Source organism: Pseudomonas sp. PDM10, from assembly GCF_014852295.1.
Lineage (GTDB): Bacteria > Pseudomonadota > Gammaproteobacteria > Pseudomonadales > Pseudomonadaceae > Aquipseudomonas.
The window spans coordinates 647,742-666,706 of sequence record NZ_JACVBJ010000003.1 but is presented as its reverse complement, the minus strand read 5'-3'; the positions used below and the strand labels follow the sequence as shown (position 1 = coordinate 666,706).

At 60.3% G+C, this 18,965-nt stretch carries 17 protein-coding genes; 4 read left to right on the top strand and 13 right to left on the bottom strand.

Annotation, left to right across the window (positions count from 1 at the left end):
- Positions 1 to 17 precede the first annotated feature (17 nt).
- The 3 genes from IB252_RS14170 (at position 18) to IB252_RS14160 (ending at position 2,110) form a co-directional block, all read left to right on the top strand.
- Positions 18 to 1,148 (top strand): PepSY-associated TM helix domain-containing protein, encoded by a 1,131-nt coding sequence (locus tag IB252_RS14170; protein WP_192409249.1) that lies wholly within the window; start codon positions 18 to 20, stop codon positions 1,146 to 1,148.
- The gene (locus IB252_RS14165) at positions 1,145 to 1,324 is read left to right on the top strand and encodes a hypothetical protein (protein WP_192409248.1); all 180 of its coding nucleotides are present in this window, start codon (positions 1,145 to 1,147) and stop codon (positions 1,322 to 1,324) included. Before IB252_RS14170 ends, IB252_RS14165 begins: the two co-directional genes overlap by 4 nt.
- Before the next feature lie 156 nt (positions 1,325 to 1,480).
- Complete coding sequence (locus IB252_RS14160; protein ID WP_192409247.1) at positions 1,481 to 2,110, top strand: glutathione S-transferase; 630 nt, start codon at positions 1,481 to 1,483, stop codon at positions 2,108 to 2,110.
- Between the two features lie 210 nt (positions 2,111 to 2,320).
- Here the strand turns inward: IB252_RS14160 and creD are convergent, their stop codons facing one another.
- The 4 genes from creD to IB252_RS14140 all read right to left on the bottom strand — a co-directional run bounded on the left by creD (position 2,321) and on the right by IB252_RS14140 (position 6,660).
- A complete protein-coding gene (gene creD / locus IB252_RS14155; RefSeq protein ID WP_192409246.1) occupies positions 2,321 to 3,691 on the bottom strand; it encodes a cell envelope integrity protein CreD in 1,371 nt (456 codons plus the stop codon).
- A gap of 286 nt (positions 3,692 to 3,977) precedes the next feature.
- Positions 3,978 to 5,399, bottom strand: coding sequence for a two-component system sensor histidine kinase CreC (gene creC, locus IB252_RS14150; RefSeq protein WP_192409245.1), 1,422 nt, complete (start codon positions 5,397 to 5,399; stop codon positions 3,978 to 3,980).
- On the bottom strand, positions 5,399 to 6,079 hold the full coding sequence (gene creB, locus IB252_RS14145; RefSeq protein WP_192409244.1) for a two-component system response regulator CreB: 681 nt from the start codon (positions 6,077 to 6,079) through the stop codon (positions 5,399 to 5,401). Before creB ends, creC begins: the two co-directional genes overlap by 1 nt.
- A gap of 74 nt (positions 6,080 to 6,153) precedes the next feature.
- Complete coding sequence (locus IB252_RS14140; protein ID WP_192409243.1) at positions 6,154 to 6,660, bottom strand: ATP-dependent zinc protease; 507 nt, start codon at positions 6,658 to 6,660, stop codon at positions 6,154 to 6,156.
- Positions 6,661 to 6,959: 299 nt separating this feature from the next.
- Between IB252_RS14140 and IB252_RS14135 the strand changes: the two genes are divergently transcribed.
- Positions 6,960 to 7,847 carry an acyltransferase gene (locus tag IB252_RS14135; RefSeq protein WP_192409242.1) on the top strand — a complete coding sequence of 296 codons (888 nt, stop codon included), beginning with the start codon at positions 6,960 to 6,962 and terminating at the stop codon, positions 7,845 to 7,847.
- A gap of 1 nt (position 7,848) precedes the next feature.
- On the opposite strand, the gene IB252_RS14130 is transcribed toward IB252_RS14135, so the two are convergent.
- The 9 genes from IB252_RS14130 to IB252_RS14090 form a co-directional block, all read right to left on the bottom strand.
- The gene (locus IB252_RS14130) at positions 7,849 to 8,400 is read right to left on the bottom strand and encodes a DUF2780 domain-containing protein (protein ID WP_192409241.1); all 552 of its coding nucleotides are present in this window, start codon (positions 8,398 to 8,400) and stop codon (positions 7,849 to 7,851) included.
- 203 nt (positions 8,401 to 8,603) lie between these two features.
- Positions 8,604 to 9,803: a formaldehyde dehydrogenase, glutathione-independent gene (gene fdhA, locus IB252_RS14125; RefSeq protein WP_111448543.1), complete on the bottom strand. Its 1,200-nt coding sequence runs from the start codon at positions 9,801 to 9,803 to the stop codon at positions 8,604 to 8,606.
- A gap of 205 nt (positions 9,804 to 10,008) precedes the next feature.
- Entirely contained in the window at positions 10,009 to 10,866 is an 858-nt protein-coding gene (purU, locus tag IB252_RS14120) for a formyltetrahydrofolate deformylase (protein ID WP_192409240.1), read from the bottom strand.
- A gap of 300 nt (positions 10,867 to 11,166) precedes the next feature.
- A complete protein-coding gene (locus IB252_RS14115) occupies positions 11,167 to 11,799 on the bottom strand; it encodes a sarcosine oxidase subunit gamma (RefSeq protein WP_192409239.1) in 633 nt (210 codons plus the stop codon).
- 148 nt (positions 11,800 to 11,947) lie between these two features.
- The gene (locus tag IB252_RS14110) at positions 11,948 to 14,965 is read right to left on the bottom strand and encodes a sarcosine oxidase subunit alpha (protein WP_192409238.1); all 3,018 of its coding nucleotides are present in this window, start codon (positions 14,963 to 14,965) and stop codon (positions 11,948 to 11,950) included.
- Positions 14,962 to 15,291, bottom strand: a complete 330-nt coding sequence (locus IB252_RS14105) for a sarcosine oxidase subunit delta (protein ID WP_046818244.1) — start codon at positions 15,289 to 15,291, stop codon at positions 14,962 to 14,964. Before IB252_RS14105 ends, IB252_RS14110 begins: the two co-directional genes overlap by 4 nt.
- A 14-nt stretch (positions 15,292 to 15,305) precedes the next feature.
- Positions 15,306 to 16,556 (bottom strand): sarcosine oxidase subunit beta, encoded by a 1,251-nt coding sequence (locus IB252_RS14100; protein WP_007947735.1) that lies wholly within the window; start codon positions 16,554 to 16,556, stop codon positions 15,306 to 15,308.
- Positions 16,557 to 16,579: 23 nt separating this feature from the next.
- Positions 16,580 to 17,833, bottom strand: a complete 1,254-nt coding sequence (gene glyA, locus IB252_RS14095; protein WP_074871495.1) for a serine hydroxymethyltransferase — start codon at positions 17,831 to 17,833, stop codon at positions 16,580 to 16,582.
- A gap of 285 nt (positions 17,834 to 18,118) precedes the next feature.
- Positions 18,119 to 18,835, bottom strand: a complete 717-nt coding sequence (locus IB252_RS14090) for a TraX family protein (protein ID WP_192409237.1) — start codon at positions 18,833 to 18,835, stop codon at positions 18,119 to 18,121.
- Between the last annotated feature and the right edge of the window lie 130 nt (positions 18,836 to 18,965).

The window sequence follows — 18,965 nt, the reverse complement described above, 5'->3', positions numbered from 1 at the left end:
TTTCTGAAGGCTATGAAATGAAAAGCAAAACAATTCGCCGCTGGTCCTTCGTCCACACCTGGACCAGCCTGATCTGCACCGTGTTCCTGCTGATGCTCGCACTGACCGGCCTGCCATTGATCTTTCACCACGAGATCGACCACTTGCTGGGCGATGCCGCTGAATTGAAGACGATGCCGGCGAACACCCCACAGCTGAATTTGCAGCAATTGGTGCAGGCGGCTGAAAAGCATCGGCCCGGCGAGGTCATGCAGTATTTCGGCTTTGACGAAGAAGAGCCCAACGCCGCGATCACGATCATGGCGGCCACAGCCGGCACCGAGCCGAACTCGTCTCACACCTTCATGCTCGACGCCCGCACCGGTGAAGCGCTGGGGATGCCGTCGGCCAACGGCGGCTTCATGATGATCATGTTGCGCCTGCACGTGGACATGTTCGCCGGTCTGCCGGGCAAGTTGCTGCTGGCGTTCATGGGCATTCTGTTCGTGGTGGCGATTGTCTCCGGGACGGTGCTGTACCTGCCGTTCATGCGCCGTTTGAAATTCGCCACCGTGCGCCAGGACAAATCCACTCGCCTGCGCTGGCTTGATTTGCATAACCTGATCGGCGTGGTGACCTTGACCTGGGCCTTGGTGGTCGGCGTCACCGGCGTCATCAGTGCCTGCGCCGACCTGCTGATCGCCGCGTGGCGCAACGACAGCCTGAGCGCGATGGTCGCGCCGTACCGCGAGGCACCGCCACTGACACAACTGGCGCCCGCGACCCGCTTGCTCGACATCGCCAAGGAAGTCGCACCGGGCATGCAGCCGGACTTCATCGCCTTCCCCGGCACACGCTTCTCCAGCGAACACCATTACGCGGTGTTCATGAAAGGCAGCACTCACCTGACCTCGCACCTGCTGACACCAGTGCTGATCGACGCCAACACCCTGCAAGTCACCGCCGTGGCCGAACGCCCGTGGTACATGGACGCCATGGGCATGTCCCAGCCGTTGCACTTCGGTGATTACGGCGGCATGCCGATGAAGATCCTCTGGGCCACGCTGGATGGGCTGACCATCGTCGTGCTCGGCAGCGGGGTTTACCTGTGGGTGGTGCGGCGCAAGGCTGCGAAACCGGTGCTCGATAACGCGGAGAGTCCAGCATGAGGCCGCGGCAGTCGAATTTCTGGAAGGTGTTCTCCACCCCCACGGTTATCGCCCTGCTCAGCGCGGCGGGGTTGTTTGCCGCGTTGCTGGGGGATGGTGTGTGGGACGCATTGAGTTGGCTTGGCCTGGGCATTCCCGCCGTCCTTGCCCTGCGCGGCCTGCTGCAACGCCGCTAAAAACACCAAACCTGTAGGAGCAAAGCTTGCTCGCGATGGGATCGACTCGGTCATTCAGTCAGACCGCGGTGATCCCATCGCGAGCAAGCTTTGCTCCTACAAGTTGCGTGATCCACGCGCTATGCTGCCCAGCACTGCCCATACCGAGACGCCGCCATGTCCGCCGCCAGCATGACCCTGTTCCACAACCCTTTATCGCCCTTCGTTCGCAAAGTCATGGTGCTGCTGCACGAAACCGGTCAACAGGACCGCGTGACGCTGCAAGACTGCGTGCTCACACCGGTCAGCCCGGACCTGATGCTCAACGAAGACAACCCGCTGGGTAAAATCCCGGCCTTGCGCCTGGCCGATGGCAACGTCATCCATGACAGTCGGGTGATCCTCGATTACCTCGACCACCAGCACGTCGGCAACCCGCTGATCCCGCGTGACGGCTCAGCCCGCTGGCGGCGCCTGACCTTGGCCTCCCTGGCCGACGGGATCATGGACGCTGCGGTGCTGATTCGTTATGAAGTCGCCCTGCGTGCCCCGGAAAAACACTGGGATGAGTGGCTCGATGGCCAGCGCGAGAAGATTCGTCGCGCCCTGGCACTGCTGGAAGCGGACGCGATTGCCGAGCTGACCAGCCATTTCGATGTGGCGGCGATCAGTGTTGCCTGTGCGTTGGGTTACCTGGATTTGCGCCATCCGGATCTGGAATGGCGCACGGTGAATCCGAAGCTGGCGAACTGGTATTTTGAGGTGAGTCAGCGGGCTTCGATGCTGGCGACTATGCCGAAGGTTTAGAACTTCGCTCGCTGTCCGGGCCTCATCGCGAGCAGGCTCGCTCCCACAGTTGATCGGTTGTGTGCACGAATTTTGTGTTCACTGGAGATCCCTTGTGGGAGCGAGCCTGCTCGCGATGGCACCACAGCGGATCCACTGGAAACAACCCGAATATCAGCGTCGCCAACACCTCGCCCTCACGCTGATCCTCGCGCAACCCCAACGACCGGCTCATTCCACCGCTCCAATATCAAACACCAACGGCTTGGCCGGCTTCTGCCCGATCCCATACCAATCCAGCTTGCGGGTCAGCACCATGAACACGCCCAACAACCCGAACAACAGCAGCGAACCCATCAACAACGCGTAATCCTCGGCACTGAGCAAGCCATAGAGCAAGCCATACAACGCCGCCAGCCCTGCCGAAAAACTTAAGCCGTGACGCACGCTACGCAGCACATGGCAGACATAAAACCCGATCAACAATACACAGCTGCCCGCCGACAACAGATACGCCAGGGCAAAGCCGATATGCTCGGACAGCGACAGCAACAGCAGGTAGAAAAACGCCAGCGCCACACCCACCAACGCGTACTGGATTGGATGCACGGCCATGCTTTTGAGCACTTCGAACAGGAAGAATCCGGCGAAGGTCAGGGCAATGAACAGCAGCGCGTATTTGATCGCCCGATCACTCTTGAGGTACTGATCCACCGGATCGATGAAACTCACCCCGAAGTTGCGGCTCTTGAACTCGTCACAACGGTCGCTGGTCAGGCAGTTGGTCAAGGCTTCTTCCAGGTTGGTGGAAAAGAACGAAGTCTGCCAATTCGCGGTAAAACCTGTCCCGGTGACTTCACGCTGAGCCGGCAAGTAGTTGCCAATAAAGCTCGGGTGAGGCCAGTTGGCTGCCAGTTGCACCTTGCTGGTTTTGCCGACCGGAGTGATCTGCAACTGGCCGGTGCCCTGCAGGCGCAGGTCAAAGGCGAACGCCAGTTCCGCGCCTTTGTGCCTGTCCAGCGCGGGCAACTTGACGTGTGCCCCCTCGCCTAGCCAGCCCAGCTGCGTGCCCGGTTCAAAGTCCAGACTCTGACCATTGAGGTCCAGTTTCAGGGCATTTTCGATCCCGCGGATATCGCTGATGCCTATCGTCAGAAACGCTTGATCAAACTGATAGTCGGCGAAATCTTCCTTGATGCCCATTTGCGCGGGAATCGAAAACAGGCCGCTGATGTGGTTGTCGGCGTGGTACAGCCGCGCCTCGTAAATCCCCCGCGAGCGCAACTCGGTCTGCACCTTGCCGTCGAGCTCGAAACGCTCCGGCAGAAAATACAGTTGGCCGCGTTCTTCGCCGGTTTCCTGGTAGCGCTTGTTGGTTTTCTCATTGGTCTTCCAGATCCGCACCACTTTGCGATACGGCACCACCATGATCGGACCGCTCACTTGCTGGCTGTAGCTGGAGCTGCGGGCGATGTCTTCGAGCACGCCGTCGCGCAGTCGCTGGCGGTCCTGGATTACGCCGTTAATCATCAGGAGTGGAATCAGCAACGACAGAATCAGAAGGGCAATGGCCCCGAGTTTTATGGTCAGGCTGCGGTTCATGGGACTCTCCCTGTTTGGATGGGGAGAGTTTGGGATCGATGTGTGAGGGATTTGTGGGGGGAATGTGGAGACTTTGTGGAGAGTGTTTTCGGCAAGGAAAACCACCCCTCACCCTAACCCTCCCGAAACGTCGGACCGCCCCAGGGGGTAGAGGGGACTGACCGAGGTGTTCTTGAGAAATTTTGCGACCGGGGAAATAGAGTCGAACTCAGGTTTTGAAAAGCTTGAAGATCTGCTCCCTTTCCCCCTCTCCCCCGTGGGGAGAGGGCTGGGGTGAGGGGTGGATCTAAGCAGGCATACGCAATATGACTTGAACACCACCATCGACATTACCGATGCTCACCGCGCCACCATGCAACTTAACCACCTCTTCAACGAAGTTGAGCCCCAACCCCGTACTCTTGCGCCCGCTGTCCGGCCGCGGCAGGGAATAAAAACGTTCGCTCAACCGCGGTAACGCATAGTCGGGAATCGCCTCGGCCTGGTTAAAAAGTTTGAATTCGATTTGCTCGCGGACCTTTGCGGCACTGAATCGCAACACGCCCGTTGCAGGCGTGAAATCCAACGCATTCTCCAGCAAATTACCCAGCGCCTGACGCAACAGGAACGGTTCACCGGTCAGCACCAGATCCGCTGCAATGGTTTGTTCCACGCGCAATTGCTTGCCTTCAATGCGCGCAGCCTGAGCGCTCAGCAACTCATCTACCAACTTCGCCAGCGGCACCGCCACCCGTTCCTCCAGCCCTTGGCGTTGTTCGACCAGGGCCAGGTTCAACAGACGCTCGATCAACTGCTGCATCCGCGCGCTTTCGCTGTCGATGTTGCTGACAAAACGCTGTTGCTGGGCCAGCGGCATCTCGCTTTGCAGCAATTCCGCCGCACCACGAATCGCCGCCAGCGGGCTTTTCAGTTCGTGGGTCAAGGTGTGCACGTAACGTTCGACGTAGGCTTTGCCTTCGAGCTGCGTGCGCATCTGCTCCACCGCCGTCGCCAGTTGTTCCAGTTCGCCGCCACGGTAGTGCGGAACCTCGACCCGCCGGCCTTCACTGACGGCCTGAGCGTAAGCAGTCAGCCGCCGCAGCGCCGCGCTCAACCACCACGACAATAGCGCGCCAAACAGCAGACCGAGGCCGATCAACCCGGCCCCCCAGGCAAGCAATCGCCGTTCGGTGCGATCAACGTATGGCTGCAGCGAGCTATTGGGTTTGGCGACGGTGACCACACCGATGATCTGGCCGTTGTCGCGAATCGGGGCGCCGACGTGCATCACTGAGGAGTTCGGATCGTTCGGGTCGCTGCGGCTGGAACGAGCGCCGTATTCGCCTCGCAGGGTCAGTAAAACGTCGTTCCAGCGCGAGTAATCCTGCCCCACTGCCACTCCGCTGGAGTCCAGTACCACAACGCCCTTGGCATCGGTGACGTAGATGCGGTGGTTGACCTGATTTTTCGGCAAGCCCCAGATGCTCGCCTTCGGCTGCCGTTCGCCATAAGCCTTGAGCAGTTCGGGCCAGCGGTTCTGGTTCAAGGTGCCGGCCTTGAAGTCATCGCGCAGAATCTCGGCCATCAGGTTGGCGGTGTCGACCAGCGTTTCTTCGGTTGACTGGCGCACGCCGGGACGGATTTCTTCCATCACGGTGTTCAGCACGAAGTAACCGGTCAGGCCGATAAACAGCACGTAGACCAGAAAAATCCGGATCCCCAGAGGCATCAGCTACGCCCCGGGCTGTAGCTGTAGCCGAGGCCGCGATGGGTCTGGATCGGCTCCGCGTCGGCCCTCACCTGGCGCAATTTGGCGCGCACGCTCTTGATGTGGCTGTCGATGCTGCGCTCGTACCCGGCATCTGCAGTGACGCCCAGCGCATCGAGCAATTGCTCGCGGCTGAAGACGCGTTCGGGTTGGTCCAGCAGGCATCGCAGCAGACGGAATTCATGGCGGGTCAGGGATAGAAGCTGACCGCGATAGCTGATCTGCACCCGTTCGCTGTCGATTCGAAACAGCGTCGATGCCACCTCGGCGGTCGCTCGCGGCGCCATGCGCTTCAGAATCACCCGGACCCGCGCCGCCACTTCCCTTGGGCTGAACGGCTTGACCACGTAATCGTCGGCACCGATTTCCAGGCCCACGACACGATCGATTTCGGAATCCCGGGCGCTGAGGAAGATCACCGGCACTTCGCTGAAACGCCGCAATTGCTTGCAGGTCTCGAAGCCGCTGATGTCCGGCAGACCGATGTCGAGAATGATCAGGTCGGCCGGAGTCTGGCGCTGATGCTCAAGCGCAGCGGCGCCAAGGCTCAGCCAGGTGGTGGTGAAACCCTCGCCCTGCAAGGCGAAAATCAGGGTGTCGGCTATCGCCGCTTCGTCTTCGACTATCAGGATATGAGGCATGGCGTCCGAGCCCGGGAGTTAAGTGGGCGAACGGTGCCCCAAGGCTCACGTCACGTCAATGAGACCACTTGAAATCAGCAGTCGGGTTTGTCCGCCGTAAAGCGCCGTGCCGGGTTCACCGCCGCGCCGAACTCACGCAAGGCTTTGGCACCGATCAACAAAGGGTAGTTGAAGCTGCTGCGGTCAGTGAGGTTGACCTCCACGGTGCGCTTGACGTTGCCCAGGCACAGTTCCAGATCAACCACCGGACGCTTGGTGGGTGCGACCGCTTCTTTGTCGTCCTCGTCTTCTTCGGAGCGGGTCTTGATCTTGCTGATCCGCGCGACCTTGTGTTCGTAGACCTTGTTGCTCGCGCCTTTGGTAGCGAGGCGGAAACGCACCCACTCGTCGCCATCGCGGGTGAAGGTTTCGATGTCTTTGGCCGACAGCGACGCGGTCAGGGCGCCAGTGTCCATCTTGGCCTTGAGGACTTCGCCACCGATTTCCGGCAGCGCGATGTATTCATAGCGCCCGTACAGGGTCGGCTCAGCAGCCAGGACCGGCAGGGCCACGAGGGAAAGCAGTGCAAGGATAGATTTCACGTAATGGGCTTCCTTGGGCAATTGGGGCGTAGAACGCGGAATTTTAGACCGCCCGTAGGGAATTCGTTCGTTCTTCAGATCTTTCGCGAGCAGGCTCGCTCCCACAGGGATCTCTGTTGTTCACAGTTCATGTGTTCAACACACAAATCCTGTGGGAGTGAGCCTGCTCGCGATGGGGCCGGAATGATCACGAAAGGACCAGCATAACCACGTAAAGGTGAAACATTTGTCGTCACCGATTTGGCCTGCCGTCCGAAGCTGCTTATCATTGCGCGCCCAAAGGCTTTCAAGAGTTACTTATGCGCCGCCTGCTCACCGGCTGTTTCGTTACCCTGCTGCTGTTGCTCAACACCCTGGTCCTGTTCGGGCCGCTGATGGTGTTCGCCTTGCTCAAACTGGTCCTGCCCGGGCGCTTGCGTGATTACGCCTCATGGACGGTGATGGGGATCGCCGAGACCTGGGCCGAAATCGACAAGCTGGTTTTCCGCCTGTGCATCCCCACGCAATGGGACATCCGTGGCGGCGATGATCTGCGGGTCGACACGTCGTATCTGGTGATCAGCAACCATCAATCCTGGGTCGATATCCCGGCGCTGATCCAAACGCTGAACCGGCGCACGCCGTTCTTCAAGTTCTTCCTCAAGAAAGAGCTGATCTGGGTGCCGTTTCTCGGGTTAGCGTGGTGGGCGCTGGATTACCCGTTCATGAAACGCTACACCAAGGCATTCCTGGCGAAGCACCCTGAGTTGGCCGGCAAGGACCTGGAGATCACTAAAGCGGCGTGCGAGTTGTACAAGCGTCAACCGGTGACAGTGGTCAATTACCTGGAAGGCACTCGCTATACCGCGGCGAAAAGTGCCCAGCAGCAATCACCCTTCACCCACCTGCTCAGGCCCAAGGCTGGCGGCGTGGCGTTTGTACTGGCGGCAATGGGCGAACAGCTGGACGCCGTCCTTGATGTGACGGTGGTGTATCCGCAGCAGACGATTCCGGGGTTTTGGGATTTGCTCAGCGGCAACGTGCCGAGGGTCATCATCGACATCAAGACCCGCGAACTCGACCCGGCGCTGTGGCAGGGCGATTACGAAAACAATCCGCAGTTTCGCGAAACCATCCAGAACTGGGTCAACCAGCTCTGGATCGAGAAGGACCTGCGCATCGACGCGTTGCGCGCCGAGCGCCGCTGAATCAGGTACCGGTGCCTGCGCCCCAGATCCCGCCCAGGTTTGTCAGCAGTGAGCCGCCGACGCCCTGCTGACCGAAAAATTTCAGAAGCACGGGGGCAAACACGCCGATCATGCCAGTGTCCATGCCCAATGCGTTGAAGGCACTGTTCAGGTCGTTGGTGTTACTCACGTTGCCCAAGAGGTTGTCCAGACCTGCCGCTTTACCGGAAGAGCCAAGCAAGCCGCTGAGGACGCCCAGTTCACCGCCACCGGACAGCAAGTCGATTCCGGGCACGCTTTTGGCCAATTCTGAGTAGTCGGTCGAACTCAATTGATTCTTCGCCAGACCGAGCATCGCCCCGGCACCGCCAATGGCTTGTTCTGTCGTCACGTCCAATTGGCTGAGCGCACTCAGCAGATCAGCCGTCTGCGCGGTTGGCGCGGCTGCGGCGGCGTCATCGTCCTGCGTGCCGGAGAGGGCATTGGCCGCATCGAACAGGCTGAACTGAGCAAAGACCGGACTGGCCGCCAGACACATCAGCGAAGCCAGTGCAAAACCGCGTGAAATCTTCATCCAGACATCCTCATGTGCCATGAAAACCGCCCGGCAATGGGCGGCGGAAAATCGTGGTTTGGACTGGCATCCCGGGGGATTGTTCCCAGGTTTGGCAAGCTCCTGACGAACAGTCGAAAAAGAATTGACCGAGCGTGAGAACGATCATTCCAGCCATAAAAAACGGCGACCCGAGGGTCGCCGTTTTTGTTTTGCGTGAAGCCTTACGCTGCGCTGAACAGTTTGTGCGGATCGATCACAAACTTCTTCGGCACGCCCGCATCGAACTCGCCATAACCACGTGGCGCGTCGTCTAGGTTGATCACCTCAACACCCACGATGTCGGCAATGTGGATACGGTCCCACATGATCGCCTGCATCAGTTGGCGGTTGTACTTCATCACTGGCGTTTGCCCCGTGTGGAAGCTGTGGGATTTGGCCCAGCCCAGACCGAAGCGGATGCTCAGGCTGCCCATCTTCGCGGCGGCGTCGACTGCTCCCGGATCTTCAGTCACGTACAGGCCCGGGATACCGATTTTGCCAGCCACCCGAACCACGCCCATCAGCGAGTTGAGCACGGTGGCCGGAGCTTCGTGTTTCACCCCGTCATGGCCGTGACCACGCGCTTCGAAGCCCACGGCGTCGACGGCGCAATCCACTTCAGGCTCGCCCAGCAACGCAGCGATCTGTTCGTGCAGCGGGGTGTCCAGGGACAGGTCGGCGATTTCAAAACCTTGAGCCTTGGCATGCGCCAGGCGGACGGTGTTGACGTCACCGATGATCACCACGGCCGCGCCCAACAGGCGAGCGGAAGCGGCAGCGGCCAGACCGACAGGACCGGCACCAGCGATGTACACAGTGCTGCCCGGGCCAACGCCCGCCGTCACTGCGCCGTGGTAACCGGTCGGCAGAATGTCGGAGAGGCAGGTCAGGTCGCGGATTTTTTCCATGGCCTTGTCGCGGTCGGGCAGCTTGAGCAGGTTGAAGTCGGCATACGGCACCATCGCGTATTCAGCCTGACCGCCGGTCCAGTCGCCCATGTCGACATAACCGTAAGCACCGCCCGGACGCGCCGGGTTAACACTCAGACAGACACCGGTGTGCATCTCTTTGCAGGAACGGCAGCGCCCGCAAGCGACGTTGAACGGGACGGACACCAGGTCGCCGATCTGCAGGTTCTCGACGTCGCTGCCCTTCTCGATCACTTCACCGGTGATTTCGTGACCCAGTACCAGGCCGGTTTGAGCGGTTGTACGACCGCGCACCATGTGCTGGTCGGAACCACAGATGTTGGTGGACACGACACGCAGGATGACAGCGTGATTAATCTTCCTGCCGCGCGGGTCCTGCATTTTCGGATAGTCGATTTTTTGTACTTCGACTTTGCCATTGCCGAGATACACCACACCACGATTGCCAGACATGCTTTCACCTCGCTGTTGTTTTTATGTAACGGGCGCGTCGCCATGGATCGGCGGCGCGTTGATTGCTCGGGTTATTGCCTGTGTGTCTTGTGTTGTTTGTTATGGCCTCATCGCTGGCAGGCCAGCTCCCACAGTGATTCGGGTGAGCACAGGATTTGTGAACAACCCAAAACCCTCTGGGAGCTAGCCTGCTAGCGATGGCGATCTAAAGAACGACGGTGCGATTGGCGTTCAAAAACACCCGTCGTTCAATGTGATAACCAACGGCCCGCGCCAGGGTCAGCCCTTCGATATCCCGCCCCTTGGCGATCAGATCTTCCGGGTAATGACTGTGGTCTACGGCCTCTACGCCCTGGGCGATGATCGGGCCTTCGTCCAGGTCGTTGTTGATGTAGTGCGCCGTGGCGCCGACCAGTTTCACGCCCTTGTTGTAAGCCTGGTGATAGGGCTTGGCGCCCTTGAAACCCGGCAGCAGGGAGTGATGGATGTTGATCGCCTTGCCGTCGAGTTTGCGGCACAGCTCTGGCGACAGGACTTGCATGTAGCGGGCAAGGATCACCAGTTCGGCGCCGGACTCTTCGATCACCTGCCAGACCTGACGCTCCTGGGACGGTTTGTCGTTCGGGTCCAGCGGGAAGTGGTAGTACGGAATCTGATGCCAGTCCGCCAACGGCTTGAGGTCCGGGTGGTTGGAGACCACGGCGGCCACGTCCATCGGGAGTTGGCCGATGCGCTGGCGGTAGAGCAAATCGTTGAGGCAGTGATCGGCTTTGGAAACCATGATCACCACTTTCGGGCGGTAGTTCGGCGGCGTCAGTTCGAAGATCATGCCGAAGGCTTTACCACGTTCTTCGAGACCGGCGCGGAAGGCTTGCTCGTCGAAACCGTCGGGCTGGCGAAATTCAACGCGAATGAAGAAACGGCCCGAAAGCCGATCATCGAAGGAATGGTGCTCAGTGACGTAGCAGCCCTGCTCGAACAGAAAGCGGGTCACCGCATCCACGGTGCCGAGGACGCTTGGGCAGTCGGCGGTCAGAATCCATGTGTCTGGGGCGCGGCTCATAGTGCGGTGACTCCTGTTCATTGTGCTGGGTGTCAGGGAAATCCACCCCTCACCCTAACCCTCTCCCCAAAGGGGCGAGGGGACTGACCGAGTTGTTCTTGGAGCTACATCGACCTGAAACATCGAGATGAACTCAGGTTCTATAAAAGCGCTTCCAAGTCGAACCTAAACATCGAAAACACTGGAGATCTGCCCCCCTTTCCCCCTCTCCCCTCTGGGGCGGTCCGACGTTTCGGGAGGGTTGGGGTGAGGGGTCGATCTCAGGTCAACCCCAAATATCAGGGCCAACCCGGCTCATTCCTAAGCCTGGACGCTCAGGCCATATTCGGCGGCCGCATCCTGCAACCACAACCACCAGTAATCCGAGAAACTGCGACGAATCAGCAGTTCCCAGGTGTCTTCGGCGGTATGGCGGATCACCAGTTGCGATTTGGCAAACACGGTGCCCACAGCCTTGCCCACCGGGAAGTTGTTGGGGTGCACGTCGTAGCTGGTGGACTTCATCAGCACCTGGCGCACGTTCGGGCCGCTCAGTTCGAGGAGCTGCTGGCCGCCACTGACGTTGGTGATCGCGATGTGCAGGTCGCCCAGCGCTTCACGCAGTTTCTTCTCGGCGGCGAATTCTTGACCGGTCGGCACGATCAGCAGCCATTCATCCGGCCCCATCCATTGCAGGCTGGTTTCGCCTTTGACGACGACGGTCAGCGCACCCGGCAATTCGATACCGAGGGCTTTGTGCACACCGGCAGCGAACGCAGCATCGTGGCCATCGCCACGAATGGTCAGGTGGCCGAGGAGTTTTTTCTCACGCACGATCACGCCGGCGCTTTTGCGGCCCTTGCCCACCAGGCTGGCGAGGTCGGCGTGATGCAGCGACGACTCGGCCTTGGCCCCAGTGGTTGGGCGTTGTTGGTAAACATTGGCTGCGGTCATAAAGCACCTTTCCTAAATTCTGTTGGTCCTGTGGAGGCTGTTCTGCCGCCATCGCGAGCAGGCTCGCTCCCACATTTGACCGCGATCTCCTGTGGGAGCGAGCCTGCTCGCGATGTCGGTAGCAGGCACCCCACAGGACCCGAAGCCATTAGATGTTCTGGCGATCGCCTTTCGGATCGAAGAACACCGAAGAAACGATTTCCGCCTCGATCACGCTGCCATCGGCCAGCGGTGCGAACACACGCTCACCCATGCGCTTCAAGCCGCCCTTGACCACACCCATGGCAAACGAATAGCCCAGGGAGTTGTGCAAGTAGCTGGAGGTCACGTGACCGACCATGGTCATCGGGATCGCCTGCTTGGTGTTGAACACCAGTTGCGCCCCTTCCGGCAGCCATTTGGTCGGATCGATCGGCTTCAGACCGACCAGCTGTTTGCGTTGATCACGCACGCAGTCTTCGCGGTTCATGCCACGCTGGCCAATCCACGAGAACGGTTTGGTGCGACCGACACACCAGCCCATGTTCAGGTCATCCGGGGTCATCGAGCTGTCAGTGTCCTGACCGACGATGATGAAGCCCTTCTCGGCCCGCAGCACGTGCATGGTTTCGGTGCCGTACGGGGTCAGGTTGTACTTCTTCCCGGCCTCGACGATTTTTTCCAGAACGCCCATGGCGTAGTCGGCCTGAACGTTGACTTCGTACGACAGTTCACCGGTAAACGAAATCCGGAACACCCGCGCCGGCACACCGCCGACCAGACCTTCTTTCCAGGTCATGAACGGGAAGGCTTCGTTGCTCAGGTCGATGTCGGTGACTTCGCTGAGCAGCTTGCGGCTGTTCGGCCCGGACAGGGTCATGGTTGCCCAGTGATCCGTCACGGACGTGAAGTACACCTTCAGGTCTGGCCATTCGGTCTGGTGGTAGATTTCCAGCCATTGCAGCACACGTGCAGCGCCGCCGGTGGTGGTGGTCATCACGAAATGGTTGTCGGCCAGGCATGCAGTCACGCCGTCGTCGAACACCATGCCGTCTTCTTTGCACATCAGGCCGTAGCGAGCCTTGCCCACGTCGAGCTTGGTCCAGGCGTTGGTGTAGATGCGGTTGAGGAACTCACGGGAATCCGGGCCCTGGATGTCGATTTTGCCCAGGGTCGAAGCGTCCAGCAGGCCGACGCTGTCGCGCACGGCTTTGCATTCGCGCTTCACGGCGGTGTGCAGGTCTTCACCGTTTTTCGGGAAGTACCATGGACGCTTCCATTGACCGACGTCTTCGAACTCGGCGCCATTCTTCACGTGCCAATGATGCAGCGCAGTGAAACGCACCGGCTCGAAGATGTGCCCACAGTGACGGCCGGCCACGGCGCCAAATGTTACCGGCGTGTAGTTCGGACGGAACATGGTGGTGCCCATCTGCGGGATGGTCACGTTCAGCGAACGGGCGGCGATGGCCAGACCGTTGACGTTGCCGAGCTTGCCCTGGTCAGTGCCGAAGCCCAGCGCGGTGTAGCGCTTGACGTGCTCGACCGACTCGAAGCCTTCACGGGTCGCCAGTTCGATGGCGGCAGCGGTGACGTCGTTCTGCAGGTCGACGAATTGCTTCGGCGCACGGGCAGTGGCTTTTTCGTGAGGCACCTGGAACAGCGCCAGCGTCGGCTCTTCCAGACGGCTCAGGGCTTTGGGCAGTACGCCTTCGACCTTGCCGAAACCGGCTTCGCTGGCGGCGCGAGCGCCACCTTCAAAACCATCGGCCAGGGAATCGCCGAGGCCGTAGACGCCATTGATGCCACCGACGCACACGCGTTTCTGCGGTGCTTCACCCGGTACGAAACCGAGGATGTCTTCACGCCAGATCGGCTTGCCGCCCAAGTGCGATGCCAGGTGAACCACCGGGCTGTAACCGCCAGAGCTGGCGACCAGGTCGCAATCGAGCCACTCGCCCGGGCTGGTCACGGTGTGTGCTTTGACATCGATCGCGGCAACGCGAGCGGCGGTCACGTGCTTACTGCCACGGGCCTCGATCACGGCGCTGCCGGTCAAGATGCGAATGCCTTTGGCGCGTGCTTCTTCCACCAGCGCACCGCGCGGATTGCTGCGGGCATCGGCGATGGCGACGACTTGCAGACTGGCGTCGAGCCAATCCAGTGCAACACGGTAGGCGTGATCGTTGTTGGTCGAGAGCACCAGTTTCTTGCCCGGTGCCACGCCGTAACGACGCACGTAAGTCGACACAGCGCCGGCGAGCATGTTGCCCGGCACGTCGTTGTTGCCGTAAACCAGTGGACGTTCGTGAGCGCCGGTCGCCAGCACTACACGCTTGGCGCGAACGCGGTGGATGCGCTGACGGACCTGGCCAATCGGAGCGCGGTCGCCGAGGTGATCGGTCAGGCGCTCGTGAATGGTCAGGAAGTTATGGTCGTGGTAACCGTTGACCGTGGCGCGCGGCAACAGCAGCACGTCCGGGGTGTTTTTCAGCTCGGCGATGACGCTGGCGACCCACTCGGTGGCAGGCTTGCCGTCGAGGCTTTCACGGGAATCGAGCAGGCTGCCGCCGAACTCTTCCTGCTCATCGGCGAGGATCACACGGGCACCGCTGCGAGCAGCCGCCAGTGCAGCGGCCAGGCCAGCCGGGCCACCGCCGACGATCAGCACGTCGCAGTGCTGGTTCATGTAGTCGTAGGTGTCCGGATCGTTCTCGGTCGGCGAACGGCCAAGACCGGCGGCCTTACGAATGTACTTCTCGTAAGTCATCCAGAACGATTGCGGGTACATGAAGGTCTTGTAGTAGAAGCCCGGCGGCATCAGCTTGCCGCCGACCTTGCCGAGAATCCCCATCATGTCGTTGTTCACGCTCGGCCAGCCGTTGGTGCTGGTGGCGACCAAACCTTGATACAGCGCTTGTTGCGTGGCGCGTACGTTCGGGATCTGCGTGGCTTCAGTCGCGCCGATCTGCAGCACAGCGTTCGGCTCTTCGGCACCGGCGGCGAAGATGCCGCGCGGACGGGAATACTTGAAGCTGCGACCGATGATGTCGACACCGTTGGCCAGCAAGGCCGCGGCCAGGGAATCGCCTTCAAAGCCTTTGTAGGTCTGGCCGTTGAAGGTGAAGCTCAGCACTTTGTTGCGGTCGATCCGTCCACCGTTGGACAGGCGATTGATCTGGCTCATACCTTCTCTCCCAGAGCCGTGGCGGCCGCTTTCGGGCTATCGGTCTTGTCGGTGAATTGTGGCTTGGTGCCGATCTTGTAAGTTTCGAGAATCTCGTAGGTCACGGTGTCACGGGTGGCGTTGAAGTACTGACGGCAACCGGCGACGTGATCCCACAGCTCGTGGTGCAGACCGCGAGGGTTGTCGCGGAAGAACATGTAGTCGCCCCACTCCTCGTCGGTGCAGCTGTTCGGATCCAGTGGACGCGGGATGTGCGCCTGGCCGGATGCGTGGAATTCCTCTTCGGAGCGCAGTTCGCCGCAGTGAGGACAGAAGATATGCAACATGGGGATTTCTCCTGTTAGTGGGCAACCGCAGCAGCGCCGTGTTCATCGATCAACGCACCGTTGTGGAAACGGTCGATGGAGAAAGGTGCAGCCAATGGGTGCATTTCACCCTTGGCCAGACTCGCGGCAAACACGTTGCCCGAGCCAGGTGTTGCCTTGAAGCCACCGGTGCCCCAACCGCAGTTGAAGAACATGTTCGGGACCGGGGTTTTCGAGATGATCGGGCAGGCGTCCGGCGTGGTGTCGACGATGCCGCCCCACTGACGGTTCATGCGTACGCGGGACAACACCGGGAACATCTCGACGATGGCCTGAATGGTGTGCTCGATCACCGGGTACGAACCACGCTGGCCGTAGCCGTTGTAGCCGTCGATACCGGCGCCGATCACCAGGTCGCCCTTGTCGGACTGGCTGATGTAACCGTGTACGGCGTTGGACATGATCACGCTGTCGATAATCGGCTTGATCGGCTCGGACACCAGCGCTTGCAGCGGGTGCGATTCGATCGGCAGACGGAAACCGGCGAGTTTGGCCATGTGGCCGGAGTTACCAGCAGTCACCACACCGACGCGCTTGGCGCCGATGAAGCCTTTGTTGGTTTCAACACCGATGCACACACCGTTTTCCTTGCGGAAACCGATCACTTCGGTCTGCTGGATCAAGTCCACGCCCAAGGCGTCGGCCGCACGGGCAAAGCCCCAGGCCACGGCATCGTGACGGGCCACGCCGCCACGGCGCTGGACGGTGGCGCCCATTACCGGGTAGCGAGTGTTTTTTGAGCAGTCGAGGTACGGAATCTCGTCAGCCACTTGTTTGGCATCGAGCAGTTCGCCGTCCACGCCGTTGAGGCGGTTGGCGCTGACCCGACGCTCGGAATCACGGATGTCTTGAAGCGTGTGGCACAGGTTGTAAACGCCGCGCTGGGAGAACATCACGTTGTAGTTCAGGTCCTGGGACAGGCCTTCCCACAATTTCATCGCGTGTTCGTACAGGTGCGCCGACTCGTCCCACAGGTAGTTGGAGCGAACGATGGTGGTGTTGCGCGCGGTGTTACCGCCGCCCAGCCAGCCTTTCTCGACCACGGCCACGTTGGTGATGCCGTGTTCCTTGGCCAGGTAGTAGGCGGTCGCCAGACCATGCCCGCCACCGCCGACGATGACCACGTCATAGACCTTTTTAGGGGTCGGCGTGCGCCACATTTTCTGCCAGTTTTCGTGATGGCTGAGGGAGTGTTTGAAGAGGCCGAAGCCCGAGTAGCGTTGCATAGTCATTTACTCCAAAACCGCGCTCAGCGATAAACCGGGAAGTCCGCGCACAAGGCCGAAACATGCTGCGCAACATTGGCTTCGACGTCGGCGTCGCCGAGGTTGTCGAGGATGTCGCAGATCCAGCCGGCCAACTCAACGCACTGGGTAACCTTGAAGCCGCGAGTGGTCACCGCCGGGGTGCCGATGCGCAGGCCGGAGGTCACGAACGGCGACTGTGGATCGTTCGGGACAGCGTTCTTGTTCACGGTGATGTGGGCGCGACCGAGTGCTGCATCCGCGTCTTTGCCGGTGAGGCCCTGACGGATCAGGCTGACCAGGAACAGGTGGTTATCGGTACCGCCGGACACTACATCGTAGCCGCGTTTGATAAATACGCCGGCCATGGCCTGGGCGTTGTCGATAACTTGTTGCTGATAGGCCTTGAAACCAGGCTCCAGTGCTTCCTTGAAGCACACCGCTTTGCCAGCAATGACATGCATCAGCGGGCCGCCCTGTGCGCCGGGGAATACCGCAGCGTTGAGCTTTTTCTCGATCTCTTCGTTGGACTTGGCCAGGATCAACCCGCCACGTGGACCGCGCAGGGTCTTGTGGGTGGTGGTGGTGACCACGTCAGCGTACGGCAGCGGATTCGGGTACAGACCAGCGGCGACCAGACCGGCCACGTGAGCCATGTCGACGAACAGCAGCGCACCGACCTTGTCGGCAATCTGCCGGAAACGCGGGAAGTCGAGGGTCTTGGAGTAAGCCGAGAACCCGGCGACGATCATTTTCGGCTTGCACTCGACGGCCAGACGTTCAACTTCGTCGTAGTCGATCAACCCGGTCTTGGTGTCGATGCCGTACTGCACGGCGTTGTAGAGCTTGCCGGAGGACGACACTTTCGCGCCGTGGGTCAGGTGGCCGCCGTGAGCAAGGCTCATGCCGAGAATGGTGTCGCCCGGCTGGATCAGGGCCAGGTAAACGGCGCTGTTGGCGGAAGAACCGGAGTGCGGCTGCACGTTGGCGTAGTCGGCGCCGAACAGTTGCTTGGCGCGTTCGATGGCCAGTGCTTCAACTTTATCGACGTGCTCACAGCCACCGTAGTAGCGCTTGCCCGGATAGCCTTCGGCGTACTTGTTGGTCAGGCCGCTGCCTTGCGCTTCCATCACGCGCTTGCTGGTGTAGTTCTCGGACGCGATCAGCTCGATGTGATCTTCCTGGCGTTGCTCCTCGGCATTCATCGCCGCCAGCAGTGCATCGTCGTAACCCTGGATCTGGTCTTGCTTGCTGAACATCGCGTCTCTCCCAGCGGCATCTATGCGCCATTCGTCTCGGTAAGGCACTGGTGTTTCGACAGTGCCCTTTGAATGCGATGGTATGACCGGCGCAGACAGGCCAAATGCCTACGGACGCCACGCAAAGGTGCGTTTACGACATGGATCGAAATGGCTGGCCGGACACAACCTTCGAACCAACGAAGATCCCCTGTGGGAGCGAGCCTGCTCGCGATAGCGGTCTCACATTCAACATTGATGTTGCCTGAGCTGCCGCCATCGCGAGCAGGCTCGCTCCCACAGGGGTCAGGCGATGACCTGTCGCACTGCCAGCAACAGCAGGAAATGCGCGGGATAGAGCGCATACGCCCAGCGGCGCATCGGTGGTGGCTGGATGCCTTTTGCATGTCGCAACAGGAGCAGCCCCAGCAATGGAGCAATCAGACAAGCGGCGATGCCGAGGATGGCTTCAATATTGTGAAACTGCGCGGAGGAATACAGCACTGGCCACTGATTGGCCGCCAGGCACACCAGCCCCGGCAACAGGCTGAAATACCAGGGACGCCCGATCACCAGCAACATCGCCAGCGGCAACAGTACCCCGAAGAAGCCGAACATCAGTCGCGGCGCAAACAGCGCCGCCAGCAGCAAGGCGCCTGCCGCCAACAGTCGCGTTTGCAGGGCTCGGTCCTGCCAGCCACGGGCCACCAGCAATCCCAGCGCCAACGTGGGCAGCACGTTCAAGGTGTCGGGATCAGGAATGTACATCCTGTAGGGAATTTCGCTGATGGCGCTAAACAGCAGCAACCACCCCAGATAACGCCACTGGCCCTCGGTCGTCACCACGCGGGCCCGCGCCAGGTTTGCGGCCATCGCCAGACAGAACCACGGGAACGCCAACCGTCCCGGTATATACAGCAGATCGACGGAATACCCGACATATCGCAGGTGATCGAGCACCATGCAGAGCAGCGCCAGCCACTTGAGCAGATCCAGTGCCCCATCCCTTTGCGTCATGTGCATAATTGCCCGTCGTCTTTGGATTTTTCTGTCAGACGCATCGCGTGTGCTCCCCGGATGATCTTCGGTAAAGTGCGCACCATCATTGACCACGAGGCTCTTCACCATAAGCGTCTCGACCACGGAAAGCAGG